We start from the raw sequence: 14386 nt of genomic DNA on the forward strand, positions 1-14386 counted from the left end.
GGCAATCCAGCCGGCTTTTTACTATTAAATATTGATTTTTGCATTTTGGGCCACTGAGAGCCACGGCCTATTTTCTTCCCAGCGCACGCTGACCGGAAGATGAAACGTTTCGGATAATAATATGTCCTTTATCACTTCTGCTTTCGGACCGGCTGCTACAATTTTACCCTCACTCAACAGCATTACATGTGTAATATCCTCGACTAGCTCTTCAATATGGTGAGTGACATAAATGATGCTGCAGTTGCTTCTGTCAATTTCTTTCGTCAAAGCCAATACTTGCTCTCTGGATAAAATATCAAGGCCCGAACATGGCTCGTCCAATATTAACAACTTGGGATCATTCATCAACGAGCGTGCAATCAAGACTCTTCTTCTCTCTCCTTGTGACAGAAGATGATAAGGCTTACCTTTCAATTTGTTCAGCCGAAATCTTTCAATTAAGTCATCCGCTTTTTCCCAGTCAGCCTTTGCCACCTTTTCATATATACCAAAGGATGCAAACTTGCCGCTTACAATGATTTCTTCGATGGTTTCATACTCGATAATATGAGAAAAGCGGTTTAAGGAACTGCTGACAAAACCAATCTCCTTGCGAAGATCCGGCAGGTATGATTTCCCGAATTGGCGATCAAGCACCTTTACATTTCCTTCCGATGGAAAATGATAGCCGGATACAATATTCAAAATGGAGGTTTTGCCTGAACCATTCAATCCTAAGATGCCCCAATGCTCCCCCCTCTTCATTTCCCAATCTATTCCACTTAAAATTTCTCTTCCGTCCCTTTTCCATGAAACGCCTTCAAGAGATATAATCGTGTCCATATATTCATCCCCATTTTGCAGAATAAAGAGTTTATTTTACAGTAACAGAGTTTCAGGCCTGTGTAAATATATGGAACCCTGTGTTTTAAAATGACAGCTTGTAGATTAAGGGAACAATATATTAAGCGTTTACTTTTTGTGACTTTGCCGTCTTCATCGGATGGTCCGAAATTATCCAAGCTCCGAAATACTTCTCTCTATTTGGTAATGGCCTGTTTCTTTGCTGTCTTTAACCGTAGGTATGATACTTCTAAACATATATAAAGTAAAAACCAAAAAGATGCTTGTTATTAAAATAATGAAGATTTCATTTTTTTTATCCATTAAAAATCCCCCTTTACCCGCTATTTTATGCAGAGAAAAAGAGGAACCTACATTATTTTACTCAAACGGCATTTTTAATGCATGGCCAGCGTTTTTCAAATCATTTTGAAGCAGCCTTCCCAAATCGTATGCTGGATAATAACCTTTTGTATACATGTATGGAAAATATTCTCGTGGCTTTTTATTGCCCGATTAAGGTGATTGGTTAAAGTTTGTCTTAAAACAGGTGTAGCAGTTTCGGTTATTGCCATAGCGTAATTTAGTACCGAAGCCTTGCAAAAGCTGAGCAATTCCCCCGCCTGGAAGCCGAATTGATTCTGACGGAATTATTCCCGCCGGGGCTGGATGGGTGCAGAAGGATAATATTTGATCAAATCCCGGATATTAAGTTCCAGCTCCTGAATGGATTTTCAGTATATTGTTTTTAACTGCGGATCACTGACGTTTTTTATCCCCTTTGAGTTTCATCAATCCAATTGACTGGGTTGCAACGAGTTCATGCACCTCCAATGTTTCATGTCAGGCTAGGGTATTTCGATTATTGTTTGACATGGCCATACCACCATTTGTTTTCTATAAAAATCATCTTATTCAATGATCAAAATCAGTCATTTGTTTTGATCCATGGTTCATACGTATATTTTTTATTATTACGGGATTCTTGTCTTAACCAGTGTCGGAAATTCCCATATGTTATATGGAAGCCAAAAACAAGGGGGTGCTTTTATGGGCGGCTATGGAGGCCACGGCACAGGATTTGCGTTAATTGTCGTATTGTTTATCCTCCTAATCATCGTTGGAACTGCCTTTGTTGGTTACGGATATTACTAAAATCTTGCCCGCCTGGACAGACGTTTTGTCCAGAAAACTTCAAAAAAGCCAAGAGACGACATTTGAGTCGTTTCTTGGCTTTTAACTTTAACCCATCGATTGGTTTTGATTACTGCCCTTACCCTGTCCCTGTCCCATGGTCGAAAATTGTGGAATCATGTTTGAAAGCTGTCCGCCCCGTCCTGTCATCATGCTGTATGCAGCGGCTCCAATTCCTACAGAAGCTATTATAGGCAAAATTTGAATTTTGTTATTTGGCATCTCTTGTCACCCGCTTTATTTTTTTGCTCATACGAGCAATTATAGGTTTACCGATTCTCTTTATAAAAACCATACACTTCTTCCCAAATGTTATACAAACACGATTCCGGGTAAAGACAAAGTGAAGTAAATGGTTGGAAGAGTTTTATGGATGAAAGGCTCAGCCATGGAAAAGCTATTTAGTGGGAATATTTTATTCGCAAGGAGGCATTAACATTGGAAAAAGGCATGTCATACGGAAGTGATTATAAATACGTTCCTGCAACATCAATAAATAGCGGAACCGGGGAAGAAATTCGTCCGGATGTTTATTATCATACAATCCAAATTGTCAATATCGCCCTAATTGGTCAGCGGAATTCCGGATTTGTTCTTATCGATGCAGGTATGCCGCATTCAGCGGATAAAATCATAGAACTGACGGAAGATCGCTTTGGTCCGGATGCGAGACCCAATGTAATTATCCTTACACATGGCCACTTCGATCATGTCGGCGCTTTGATCGAGCTGGTCGAACATTGGGATGTTCCTGTTTATGCACATGAGCTTGAACTGCCGTATCTGACAGGCAAAAAAAGTTATCCCGAACCCGACATGACCGTCGAAGGAGGGATGGTAGCCAAAATGTCTCCTATGTTTCCAATTGAACCCATCAATTTGGGAGACCACGTTGAGAAGCTTCCATCAGACGGAACCGTTCCCCACTTGCCCGACTTTCGATGGATCCATACACCCGGCCATAGTATCGGACATGTTTCCTTTTTCCGGGACAATGATGGTGTATTGATCGCGGGGGATGCTTTTGTAACGGTAAAACAAGAATATTTGTACAGGGTTTTTACACAGGAAAAAGAGATCAGCGGACCACCCAGATATTTAACGCCGGATTGGGATGCCGCCTGGGAATCTGTGAAAAAGCTTGAAACATTAAAACCGACATCGGCTATCACAGGCCACGGCGTCGCAATGGAAGGGGAGGAATTGTCCCAAAACCTTGAAAAACTTACGAGGGAATTCGATAAAATTGCTGTACCTGATTATGGAAAATATTTAAATTAGAAAAACCGGGAGGACTGTAATGACTCCCGGTCATTCCGAACTTTCAAAAAGGGAATAGTTTTGGAAACAGGAGGTGTCGTCGTTAATGGACACAACTATATATGTTGATGTAGCAAACAACAAACAAGCAATCGAAAAGCTCGAGCAGATTCTGCTTCAATTAAATGGGGTGGAAAGAGCTTTGGTGGATATAGATGATGGTGAAGTAAAAATTACATACAGTGAAACGGAACTCCAACATGAAGCGATTCTTTCAACAATTTCGAGAAACGGTTTTGATGTTTTACCTTAGTATGTACTGCTCTGTTTTACTTCAAATGAAAAAAAGGACGGCAAAAGCTCGTCCGTTTTTTCATATTGATTCTTTTTTAATCAAGCAGCCGGTTGTTTTCATCAACTTCCATGACTCTAGCGTCAGAAGTTTCTTGGCTAATAAATCCTGCCCCCCTGCAAACACTGCATTTGTACTGCCACCCTTCATCATCAGCCAGCATTCCTGTTCCATGGCAAGCTTTGCAATGATTATCGCGGATATCCATTACAGTTTCCTCCTTTTTATGGGGTCTGACCCCCACTGCGTTAAAGTATTAAAGCGAAGTCTGATCCCTCTTCAGACGTTCCTTCACAAGGTTGATCAATCCGCCTTTAAGCATCACTTCGACTTGTCTCTCAGATAATGCATGAGAAACTTGTATAGATAAACTTTTCCCTTTTACATTAATTGTAAACTCATTACCCTGTTGTACCTTATTCCGCAGATCATTCAGTTGAAGAATATCCCCCTGCTCTAATTGATCGTAATCTTTTTCATTTGCAAAAATTAAAGGAAGAACGCCGAAATTCACTAGGTTTTGCCAATGGATGCGTGCAAAGTCCTTTACCAAGGCAACGCGCAGCCCTAGAAATCTCGGAGCCAATGCCGCATGTTCCCGGCTGGATCCCTGACCGTAGTTAAATCCTCCAACAATGGCATGGCCTCCTGTCGAAACACTCTCCATGCCCCTTGCGTAATATGTTTTATCAATGATTTCAAAAGCGAATTTGCTTATCTCCGGAAGATTGCTCCGGTACGGAAGCACCCGCGCTCCTCCTGCCAGGATTTCATCTGTTGAAATATTATCTCCCATTTTTAATAAAATCGGCAGCTCCAACTCATCAGGCAATGCGTCCATAGGCGGGATTGAAGCAATATTAGGTCCTTTAAACAATTTGATTTTCTTAGCTTCTTCATACGGAAGCGGTTCATCCAGCAAGGAGGTATCAACTGTAGGATTTTCCGGTTCCTTTATCTGGGGGTACGGAATGTCAAGCGTCCGTGGATCAGTGATTTCACCTGTTAAGGCCGAAGCTGCCGCTGTTTCCGGGCTGCATAGAAACACACTGTCCTCCTGTGTTCCAGAGCGTCCTGGAAAATTACGGGGAGTTGTCCTTAAGCTGTTCCTTCCGGTAGCCGGCGCCTGCCCCATTCCGATACAGCCGTTGCAGCCTGCCTGGTGAAGCCTCGCACCTGCTTGGAGAAGGCTTGCGATATGTCCTTCTTTTACGAGATCGGTCAACATTTGTCTTGAGGTTGGATTGATATCGAATGAAACTCCGCTGGCAACCATTTTTCCTTTGACGATTTCTGCCGCCACTGCAAAATCCCTGTAACCTGGGTTTGCCGAGGAACCCACATAGGATTGGTAGATGGGCGTCCCTGCCACTTCAGATACCGGCACAACATTGCCGGGACTCGAAGGCTTGGCAATGAGTGGTTCCAACTCGGATAGATTAATCTCTTCCTCAATGTCGTATGAAGCTCCACGATCTGCGTTCAACTCAACCCAATCTTCTTCCCGTCCCTGCTCTGTTAAAAAACGCCTAATCTCACCGTCCGAAGGAAAGACAGTCCCTGTTGCTCCGAGCTCTGCACCCATATTAGCAATGACATGACGATCCATTGCGCTTAATTGGTCCAATCCGGGACCGTAATATTCAATCACTTTTCCAACACCGCCTTTTACGTCATGCCTTCTAAGAAGTTCAAATATGATATCCTTGGCACTCACCCAGTCAGGCATCTCACCGGAAAGCTTGATTCCCCAAACTTTCGGCATTTTAATATAAATAGGTTCACCCGCTATCGCCAAAGCGACATCCATCCCTCCAGCACCCATAGCGAGCATTCCCATACAGCCGTTTGCACAAGTATGACTGTCAGAACCAAGAAGAGTTTTACCCGGCTTTGCCAAACGCTGCATATGCACAGGGTGACTCACGCCGTTCCCCGGGCGGCTGTAATAGAGACCAAATCTGCGCGTAGCGCTTTGCAAAAACAAGTGATCATCCGCATTTTTATTGTCAACCTGTATGATATTATGATCCACGTATTGGGCCGAAGCCTCTGTTTGAGCCCGCTCCACCCCCATGGCTTCCAACTCCAGCATAACCATCGTGCCGGTTGCATCCTGCGTTAGGGTTTGGTCGATTTTTAATCCGATTTCTTTACCTGGAATCATCTCTCCCGAAACAAGATGGGCCTTGATCAGCTTTTCTGTAATGTTCAGTGGCATCCTTCTTCCTCCTGTTAATAACTTTGTAGTAACAATCCTAACTTTTATTTAGGATTGTTATTGGAGAAGTGAAATATTCATAGAAGCCTTTGCCCTTTGAAAATTACATCATGGGAAATGCAGTTTAATGGAATATATCTGCTTCTTTTGATTTTTCCAGGAATGCTCTTGTTTTACTATTAACCGGTCCTTTAAGAAACGTCCCAAACAGCAGGGCAGCCAAACCAAACAGAGCCAGGAACAGCAGGTCACGCAATACCGATTGCCAAACGATGCCCCCTACTGATTCCCTAATCAAATCGACCGCATAGGTGAAAGGCAATAAAGGACTGATGACTTGAAAGAACTCCGGTAGCAAAACAACTGGATAAGTCCCCCCTGAACCGGCAATTTGCAAAACTAGCATGACAATCGCCAACGCTTTCCCAATATTGCCGAATACCGAAACCAGTGTGTACACAATCAGCATAAATACGAGGCTTATGAATAGACCGAATAAAATCATCCAAAAAGGATGCCGGGCAGGAACGCCCAGGATGAGCAGGTCTCCGCCCACCACAATCAACGTCTGCAAAAATCCTATACTTAAAAAAGTGAGTAGCCTGCCAAAATATACTTGTCGGCCAGAATACTCTTCATGATTTCTTATATCAGTTGACAGCAGCGATATTAACAGCAGAGCTCCGACCCAAATTGATAAAACGGTATAAAATGGAGTCATACCCGTTCCATAGTTTTGAATCGGAAAAAGTTTGTTTTCATTTAACTGAACAGGCTCCTCAAAAAAACTCCTTTCTGCATTCGGGTCGTTCAAAAGTAATTGTACAATGTCATTCAGATTCGTCTCCCCTTGCAGTGTTCGGATTTTATCCGCCAAGTCATGAACCTTATCATTTACATAAGGAAATTCTCCATGCGCATATTCCAATGCATTCTTCCCTTTTTGCAAGTCTTTCTCTGTTCTCTCCAATACTTTTTCAACTTCAGGGAGCGAAGTCTGTACTTTGGCCAGCATATCTCTTGCGCCGGATAACGTCTTCTGAGCTTTGGTGATTTCATTTATGACCGTTGGCTCAATATTTTCTTTATATTCTCTGGCAAATGCATCGATTTTGACAGATGTATTTCCGGCCATCTGTTGAAGGCTGGCCAGAGTATCATTGAATTCCTTCTTCTTACTTTCAAGCAACTCGTTTATTTCGGAAGCTTTCCCCTGTACTTGCTGAAGGTCGCTTTTTAATTGGTTCGTTTTTTGAATGGCTTGGTCAATTTGAGCCAGATTACTCTGTCCTTGAACTTCGTTTTGCTCAGCATCCTGATTTTGTAGTGAACCGTTCATGCTTTTTGCCTCAGCCAACACTGCCTGAATGGTATCAAGGGTCCCAATTGCTTCATTCAACTGAGATTGAAGCTGATTGTTGATTTGGTAGCCTTTACTCAAATCAATCTCCTTTCCTTGAACCTTTCCAAGAAATTCATTGATATCTGCAGCTGCCTTCTGTACTTTCTGTAAATCAGCATTTATTTGAGGGGCCGTCTCTCGCAGCTTTTTTTCTGCATCTGACAAAAAAGCGGCTGTTCTATTAATCGTGTCCAAGCCATCACTCGTTAATCGTCTTGCTTCAGGTATCATCCTTTGCGCTTTATAAATCATATCTTCCGCTGTAGAAGCATCTTGTAAGGAGTCATCGATCAATTTGTTAATGGCAGGCAATTCCTTTTCCAGGGTAAACACATATTGTTCAAAACGTTTAATATCTGGCAGTTCTTTTTGCAATTCGATCCCTATTTCATTGAACAGTTCAAAAATTACTCCGTTCACTGTAGCAATGAACTTGCTGCTGACTTGCTCGACGATCATGGAAGCTCCCTTTTGTGTAATTTTCGGGGAAATGGAGTTGATCTTTTCATTTACGTAGTATTCCATTTTCGCCTTTTTCGGGTGACCTGAAACGACTGTCCCCAGTTTCTCCGAGAAATTTTCAGGAACTACAATCACAGCAAAATAATCCCCGTTTCGCAATCTTTTCATTGCTTTATTTCGGTTGGTGAAATCCCAATTCAAATCTTTATTCCCTCTCAGTTCAGCTACCAGCTCTTTTCCGATATTAATATGTTGCTCCCTAACGACGGCTCCCTTATCTTCATTGACAACGCCAACAGGAATTTGATCGGTATGGGAGTAGGGATTCCACATTGCCGCGATGTTCAACCAAGCATATAAGGACGGAAGCAGGACAAGACCGCCGACAATGATGGCGGCAGCCCAATTTGTACTGATATTTTTAAGGTCTTTTTTAAAGATATGTAAAATATGGTTCATGAGATATCCCTTTTTCTTCCGATAATATTTGTTAATATACCCCTACATCGATGCTCATAATCTTCACTAAATTATTGAAACCTTCTTGCTGCCCATACGTAAAAAAGGGATAAATAAATTATTTCGAGAGGAAGCGAGAAATATGCTTATCGTAACAACAGAAAATATTGCCAACCACAAAATCGTTGAAATCAAAGGCCCTGTTTTCGGAATAACGGTTAGGGCAAGGGGAATTGGAAAAGATATTGTGGCTTCCTTTAAGGGATTGCTGGGTGGCGAAATAAGCCAGTATACTGAAATGCTTGAAGATGCCAGGAAACAGGCAATTGATCGCATGGTGGAAAATGCTAGGGCAATGGGAGCCAACGCAGTGACAATGATGAGGTTCGATTCAGGCGAAATCGGGCAAAATATGAGCGAAATCATCGCCTATGGAACAGCCGTAGTTGTGGAAGAGGAACAATGAATTGAAATGGATCATTGGCTTTTATGGCGTTCAAATATTAATATTGATAATTTTAATAATTGTCTCCTGGTTCATATGGGACAAACGATTTAAAAAGAAACACGGACGGGAAGTCCCTGCCGGCTTCCAGAAGACAAATGAAATATCCATTGACCCGACTACAAAGAAAAGATTGATTGTTTACTATAATCCTGAAACCGGCGAGCGGTTTTATAAGGAGGAGTAAAGGCACGCGGGCAAGCTGCATAGATGTATTTCGATAAGGATTTTTCAAAAAAAATTCTTGGATTTTGTTTGAGGAAATTACAAAGGCGTCATCTGACCTTTCTTCAGATGGACGCCTCTTATATCACGTTATTTTGAAACCTTGTTTTACAAAAAAAGCACAAGGCGAATTACGAGGAGGCAGCTTTTCAGCCACCACAGCAAAGTAACTGATTTCACCTACATCGTGAGAAACATCAACGAATTTGCATCATGCCGCTTTGTCTCAAATATGCTGTGCCGCAGGAGCACATTCTTCCTGAATAAACTTGCGCGTGACTCGCTCCTTGTGCCGCTAGTACATGGAGCTGGACATAACAATTCATAATGTAAAGAAAACATTTCAAACTTTTGTCTTCTGAAAAGAGGCTGTTTCTCCGGGTAGATGATATGCTCTCTTACAAAAACACCGTCCAGAAAATCAATTGCATTGACTTCCTGGACGGTCTCTCATATGTTCCCTAAAAGATTTTTTTCCCAGTCTGATTCCAGTTTCACCTTTGGTACGGGTGTAGGCCTCTCATTTTCATCAAGCGCAACCAACGTAACAGAAGAGGTAGTGGTAAGCTTTTTCTCATCAATTGCCAGGTCATGACTTTCAACCTTAACATACACTTTCATGGAAGTGTTGCCTGTCGACAGAACAAACGCCTCCAACGTCAGAATATCGCCGCTTTTCGCTGACGATAAAAAATTAACAGTATCTATTGCTGCAGTGACAACGGTTCTCTTCGAATGCTTCATTGCGGCAATTGCAGCGATTTCATCTATGTACGATAAAACGGTGCCTCCAAAAATAGTTCCCAAATGATTCGTATCCGGCGGTAAAACAAGTTTTGTCTGAATCGTCCTCGATACATCTGAAGAAATGGTGGTTTCCATACAATCTCCTCTTTTTCTAATATTTGCCTTTTCCAACACCTATCAATATTATTACATGATTAACATACAAACAACTTGGAGGAATTTTGGCAGACTAAAAAACGCCGCTCAACACTGGGCGGCATTCATTCAAACATTCAATTATGAGTCAACCGCTGGAGCAAGCCTGACCTTTTTACTTTATTTTCAATTTAGAGAAGAACAGCTTTTCCCATAACGGCCAAGGTATGATTTTTTTCAAAAACAATGCTGTTTTCACCCCGTGGCCGATTGGGTACCGTAATTTTTTAATTTTATTCTTAAAGCATAGATCTGTTATTAGTTTAACTACATCCCGAGGATTCTCATGTTTGTCCTTCCCTTTTTCGAGCTGGTTTTCTATGACTTTCATATACGAGTTATACGGGGAGCTGTCCGCCTGTGACATCTCGGCTATTCTTTTGCCGGTCGACCATATCGAAGTTTTATATGACCCCGGTTCAATTAAAGCGACATCTATTCCAAACGGCTTTACTTCCAGTCGCAAACTTTCACTCCAGCCTTCCAACGCATGCTTTGAAGCAACATATGGAGACAGGCCCGGAAATGCCACTTTTCCAGAAATACTGCTTATGTTAATGATTTTCCCTTTTTTTCGTTCTCTCATGGAAGGAAGAACTGCTTGCGTAACAGAAATCACGCCAAAGAAATTAGTTTCAAATTGCTCCTTATACTCTATTAAACTTGTTTCTTCACAGAAGCCGCCAAAGGCAAAACCTGCATTGTTGATCAAAATATCGATTGGGGGAAGATCCTGTATTTGATATGAGAAGTTTTCTACAGACTTCGGGCATGCCACATCAAGCTTCCGATAAATCAAACGGTCTTCTATTCCATTCTCTTTACTCAGCCGTTTTAATTCAGCACCCCGATCCAAGTTTCTCATCGTTGCTATGACAGTGAACCCTTCCTTCGCCAATTCGACTGCCGCCAATAAGCCGAATCCGCTCGATGAACCGGTAATCAATACCGTCTGTTCCCGCATATCTTTTCCCTCTCTATTAAAAATTGAAATTTAAATATAAACTCATTTCAGGCAAACGGTATTGCCACTCAATATAGATAACACCTCAACAACATATTTATCGCCACATGTCCCATGGATACTCTTTGGGCGGTCTTGATTCGAATCTGATCCACTCTTTATTCGTAGGATGCTCAAATTCAATGGTATTTGCCCACAATGCAATCTGCTGTCCCGGACGGTTTACCTTCTGTCCATACTTTTGATCGCCATACAAAGGATAGCCGATGGACGAGAGTTGTACCCGGATTTGGTGAGACCGGCCCGTAAGAAGCCTTACAGTAACAAGACTAAGATCCTCTGCGCTCCTAAGCAGCTTATATTCCAAAATTGATTTTTTTCCCTGTTTATGGTTGGAAGGAACTGTCCGAACAATATTGTTCCGCTGATCTTTATATAAGTAATGCTCAAGCCGCCCCTCGTCTTGAGGAACTCCCCTCACAACCGCAAGGTATGTCCGTTCAAACTTTTGTCTCCTGATTGCATCAGACAGCCTGGACGCAGCTTTGGAAGTTTTCGCAAAAACCATCACTCCGCCAACTGGCCGGTCCAACCGGTGGACTAGCCCCAGGTACACGTTACCAGGTTTTTGATATCGGATCTTTATATCTTCTTTTAAGGAAGTAAGTAAATCTTTGTCACCGCTATTATCTTCCTGCACAGGTACATTCACCGGCTTTTCCACCACAAGAAGATGATTGTCTTCATATAAAATTTGAATTTTCATCTATGCACAAAATCCTTTCAGTAAACAACTTAACTTACTCAATAATAGGGTTTCCATGTCATCCTCAGGACTTTCTAATTAAATCGCTCTTCCTCTAGTTTTTTTCAATTTTTCATTGCTTTTATTCTGGTTTGTTGCCGACACGTAGACACCAATAATGACCATAAGCATTCCTGCGAGTTGCTGCCAAGTAATGTCCGTACCATAGATGAAAAAGGAGATCCAGGCAGCATTGATCGGAACCAGGTTCATGTACATGCTTGCTTTGCTTGCACCAATGATCTGTATTCCTTTATTCCATAAGAAAAATGCAATGATGGACGCACAAAGAATCATAAAAATCATCTCTGCCCATGCTTGGTTCGACATACTTAAAACATTGCCCCACCCTTTTTCAAAAAAGGAAAGGATTGTTAAGAAAATGGAACCGACAAGCGTGGAAACAGTGGTTGTCATAAATGGAGACGTTTTTTGTAAAACGACTTTCCCAATCAAACCGTGAGCAACCCAGCAAATAACTGCGGCAAAAAACAGCAAATCTCCCTTATTAAACTCCAATGCCGCCAATGTCTGAAGTGAACCTTTAACGATAACCAGGAAAACCCCGGCCAAAGATAATATAAGACCCGCCCCCAAACGAGCACTCCATCTTTCTCCAAGAAATAATACTGCACCCAGCGTTACAAAAACAGGGGTTATTGCTACGAACAGGGAGCCATTGACGGCAGATGTGTATTCCAGGCCGATAAAGAAAAAGATATTATATCCGAATATGCCTGTTAAAGCCATCAGAAGCAGCCCCAACCATTGCTCCTTAATTTTATGGATGTTCCATTCTGAACTGAAGCGGGCTGCTGCCAATAAGATCAGGCCTGCTGCTCCAAAGCGCAGTGCGGCAGTTGTAATAGGCGGCACTTCTGTAATGATATGCTTGGCAGCGCCAAAAGCCCCGCCCCAAAATAAAGGAACCAATAGCATTAAAAAATAAATCCCAATGGTATTTTTGTTATGATTCTGCTGCATTACACCACTCCTTAAATGACTTTCTTTATCGCATCCAACTCTAAATTAAGTGTTTCGCATTCACACTTATAAGGTCATGCCCAACTGTGTTTCCGAATAAAATATAAATATAAGAATAACTTAAGTTTAACAAAATATTATATATTTTATATAATTTTAAAAAAGGAGGCTTTCCTATTGATAAAAACAGTTGCAGTTTTTTGTGGATCAAGGAGCGGAGCATCTGATGTTTATATAGAAGGCGCAAAAGCTGTTGGCCAGGAATTGGCCAAGCGTAACATTTCACTTGTATACGGTGCGGCAAGTGTCGGAATCATGGGAGCTGTGGCTGACTCAGTCCTGGAAAATGGAGGACATGCTATCGGTGTCATGCCTGACTTTTTACAAAGAAAGGAAATCGTTCATCCCGGCTTATCAGAGCTGATCATCGTGGATTCGATGCACGAGAGAAAAGCAAAGATGGCCGACCTCGCAGATGGATTTATTGCTCTCCCAGGAGGGCCTGGCACACTTGAAGAATTTTTTGAAATCTATACGTGGGCACAGCTCGGACTACATCAAAAGCCTTGCGGACTATTAAATATCAATCACTATTATGACCCTCTCATTACCCTATACCAACATATGTTAAAAGAAAAGTTCCTGGATGAAAAATATCGGGACATGGCGCTTGTCGATGTAGAGATAAGCGGCCTATTAGACCAGTTTATCGCATACGAACCACCAAATATCAAAGCTTATTTGAGAGAAGATCAAACTTAATTTTGTCCGCCTTGATTAACGTTTCCTTTATGAATAAAAAAAGATGATATTTAGGGGTATAGGCGATGTTAAAAATTAAAACGTTGAGTGATGTTCCCATCAGAGATGCCTGCGAGGCCTGGAATAACGGGTTTATGGATTACTATGTAAAAATACAAATGAGCGTCAGCCAATTTACTTTCAGATTGGGCTGGGATGAGCTGTCGCCGGACTATTCTTTTATCGCTTACTATAATGAAATTCCTGCTGGGATTATTTTAAACGGGATAACCGAAATAAATGGAAAAAGGCTGGCTTGGAACGGAGGTACGAGTGTTGCTGCTTCTTTTCGAAAGCAAGGCATTGCAAAGAAGCTGATGGAATCAAGTCTGGAAATTTACAAGCGTGAAAATGTCGACATTGCAACGCTCGAAGCATTCACTGTCAATCATGCGGCCATTCGTCTTTATGAAAGTTTCGGATATCGAGTCGTCGACCAATTGTTATTTTTGAAGAAAACAGAGCCTGATGAAAAGAGCACTTTTACCAATGACAAAATCCAAGGATATACGCTGCATCGCGGACTGCCGCAAGACGTTAGTGAGTTATCGTTTTATCAACATGGTGCTCCATGGAAAACACAGTGGAAGTTCATTCGCGGAGGAGAATCAATCATTGTGAAGGATCGGAACGGTGAAGCTGCTGGGTATATGTTATACCAAAATATACGGGGCAAGGATGGAAAGACAATCCTTTTCCAGTGTGAAGCAGATGAAAGACTGCCTGCCAGATCGGAGATGATCCAACTTATGATCGGGCAATTATTTAAGACCGACTCCCGCATGATTTCCACTTATAATCTGCCCAGAAAGAACCATTTTCTCATTAACAATTTAATAAATGCCGGATTTATAGAATCTTTTACCGATCAAAAAATTCCATTAAAGCAAGTATTCATGAAGAAGACGATGAATGAAACAACCGTAGATTAAAAGGAGCTGCTTGGTGAATGACCAAGCAGCTCCCTTTTCACATTATGTACGTT

17 protein-coding genes and 1 pseudogene are annotated in these 14386 nt (G+C 41.8%); 7 read left to right on the top strand and 11 right to left on the bottom strand.

Going from position 1 to position 14386, the window contains the following annotated elements; translation table 11 throughout:
* Positions 1-24: 24 nt before the first annotated feature.
* The 3 genes and pseudogenes from D4T97_RS04435 to D4T97_RS04440 form a co-directional block, all read right to left on the bottom strand.
* On the bottom strand, positions 25-825 hold the full coding sequence (locus D4T97_RS04435) for an ABC transporter ATP-binding protein (RefSeq protein WP_126048153.1): 801 nt from the start codon (positions 823-825) through the stop codon (positions 25-27).
* A 171-nt stretch (positions 826-996) separates the two neighbouring features.
* Positions 997-1149 carry a hypothetical protein gene (locus tag D4T97_RS20405; protein WP_164525468.1) on the bottom strand — a complete coding sequence of 51 codons (153 nt, stop codon included), beginning with the start codon at positions 1147-1149 and terminating at the stop codon, positions 997-999.
* A 57-nt stretch (positions 1150-1206) separates the two neighbouring features.
* Positions 1207-1659, bottom strand: a pseudogene (locus D4T97_RS04440) (spore coat protein).
* Positions 1660-1875: 216 nt separating this feature from the next.
* Here D4T97_RS04440 and D4T97_RS04445 point away from each other — a divergent pair.
* Positions 1876-1980 (top strand): YjcZ family sporulation protein, encoded by a 105-nt coding sequence (locus D4T97_RS04445; protein WP_126048155.1) that lies wholly within the window; start codon positions 1876-1878, stop codon positions 1978-1980.
* An 87-nt stretch (positions 1981-2067) separates the two neighbouring features.
* On the opposite strand, the gene D4T97_RS20410 is transcribed toward D4T97_RS04445, so the two are convergent.
* Complete coding sequence (locus tag D4T97_RS20410) at positions 2068-2241, bottom strand: hypothetical protein (protein ID WP_164525469.1); 174 nt, start codon at positions 2239-2241, stop codon at positions 2068-2070.
* A 216-nt stretch (positions 2242-2457) separates the two neighbouring features.
* Here D4T97_RS20410 and D4T97_RS04450 point away from each other — a divergent pair, with 216 nt between their 5' ends.
* Positions 2458-3300: an MBL fold metallo-hydrolase gene (locus tag D4T97_RS04450; RefSeq protein WP_126048157.1), complete on the top strand. Its 843-nt coding sequence runs from the start codon at positions 2458-2460 to the stop codon at positions 3298-3300.
* Between the two features lie 85 nt (positions 3301-3385).
* On the top strand, positions 3386-3592 hold the full coding sequence (locus D4T97_RS04455) for a heavy-metal-associated domain-containing protein (RefSeq protein ID WP_126048159.1): 207 nt from the start codon (positions 3386-3388) through the stop codon (positions 3590-3592).
* Between the two features lie 76 nt (positions 3593-3668).
* Here the strand turns inward: D4T97_RS04455 and D4T97_RS20415 are convergent, their stop codons facing one another.
* The 3 genes from D4T97_RS20415 to D4T97_RS04465 all read right to left on the bottom strand — a co-directional run bounded on the left by D4T97_RS20415 (position 3669) and on the right by D4T97_RS04465 (position 8175).
* Entirely contained in the window at positions 3669-3839 is a 171-nt protein-coding gene (locus D4T97_RS20415) for a hypothetical protein (RefSeq protein WP_164525470.1), read from the bottom strand.
* 48 nt (positions 3840-3887) lie between these two features.
* Positions 3888-5852, bottom strand: a complete 1965-nt coding sequence (locus D4T97_RS04460) for an aconitate hydratase (RefSeq protein WP_126048161.1) — start codon at positions 5850-5852, stop codon at positions 3888-3890.
* A 124-nt stretch (positions 5853-5976) separates the two neighbouring features.
* Positions 5977-8175, bottom strand: coding sequence for a YhgE/Pip domain-containing protein (locus D4T97_RS04465; protein ID WP_206435532.1), 2199 nt, complete (start codon positions 8173-8175; stop codon positions 5977-5979).
* A 142-nt stretch (positions 8176-8317) separates the two neighbouring features.
* Between D4T97_RS04465 and D4T97_RS04470 the strand changes: the two genes are divergently transcribed.
* Both D4T97_RS04470 and D4T97_RS04475 read left to right on the top strand, forming a co-directional pair.
* A complete protein-coding gene (locus D4T97_RS04470) occupies positions 8318-8641 on the top strand; it encodes a YbjQ family protein (RefSeq protein WP_126048163.1) in 324 nt (107 codons plus the stop codon).
* Between the two features lies 1 nt (position 8642).
* Positions 8643-8867: a hypothetical protein gene (locus D4T97_RS04475; protein ID WP_126048165.1), complete on the top strand. Its 225-nt coding sequence runs from the start codon at positions 8643-8645 to the stop codon at positions 8865-8867.
* A gap of 488 nt (positions 8868-9355) precedes the next feature.
* Here the strand turns inward: D4T97_RS04475 and D4T97_RS04480 are convergent, their stop codons facing one another.
* The 4 genes from D4T97_RS04480 to D4T97_RS04495 form a co-directional block, all read right to left on the bottom strand.
* Positions 9356-9787: an acyl-CoA thioesterase gene (locus tag D4T97_RS04480; RefSeq protein WP_126048167.1), complete on the bottom strand. Its 432-nt coding sequence runs from the start codon at positions 9785-9787 to the stop codon at positions 9356-9358.
* 175 nt (positions 9788-9962) lie between these two features.
* Positions 9963-10811, bottom strand: a complete 849-nt coding sequence (locus tag D4T97_RS04485) for an SDR family oxidoreductase (RefSeq protein WP_126048169.1) — start codon at positions 10809-10811, stop codon at positions 9963-9965.
* Positions 10812-10908: 97 nt separating this feature from the next.
* Positions 10909-11577, bottom strand: coding sequence for an RluA family pseudouridine synthase (locus D4T97_RS04490; protein ID WP_126048171.1), 669 nt, complete (start codon positions 11575-11577; stop codon positions 10909-10911).
* Between the two features lie 78 nt (positions 11578-11655).
* Entirely contained in the window at positions 11656-12600 is a 945-nt protein-coding gene (locus D4T97_RS04495) for a DMT family transporter (RefSeq protein ID WP_126048173.1), read from the bottom strand.
* A gap of 180 nt (positions 12601-12780) precedes the next feature.
* Here D4T97_RS04495 and D4T97_RS04500 point away from each other — a divergent pair, with 180 nt between their 5' ends.
* Positions 12781-13362, top strand: a complete 582-nt coding sequence (locus tag D4T97_RS04500) for an LOG family protein (RefSeq protein WP_126049137.1) — start codon at positions 12781-12783, stop codon at positions 13360-13362.
* A 65-nt stretch (positions 13363-13427) separates the two neighbouring features.
* Positions 13428-14333 (top strand): GNAT family N-acetyltransferase, encoded by a 906-nt coding sequence (locus D4T97_RS04505; RefSeq protein ID WP_126048175.1) that lies wholly within the window; start codon positions 13428-13430, stop codon positions 14331-14333.
* Positions 14334-14386: the final 53 nt, after the last annotated feature.

Source organism: Siminovitchia acidinfaciens, assembly GCF_003605385.1.
In the GTDB taxonomy this organism is placed as follows: domain Bacteria; phylum Bacillota; class Bacilli; order Bacillales; family Bacillaceae_C; genus Siminovitchia; species Siminovitchia acidinfaciens.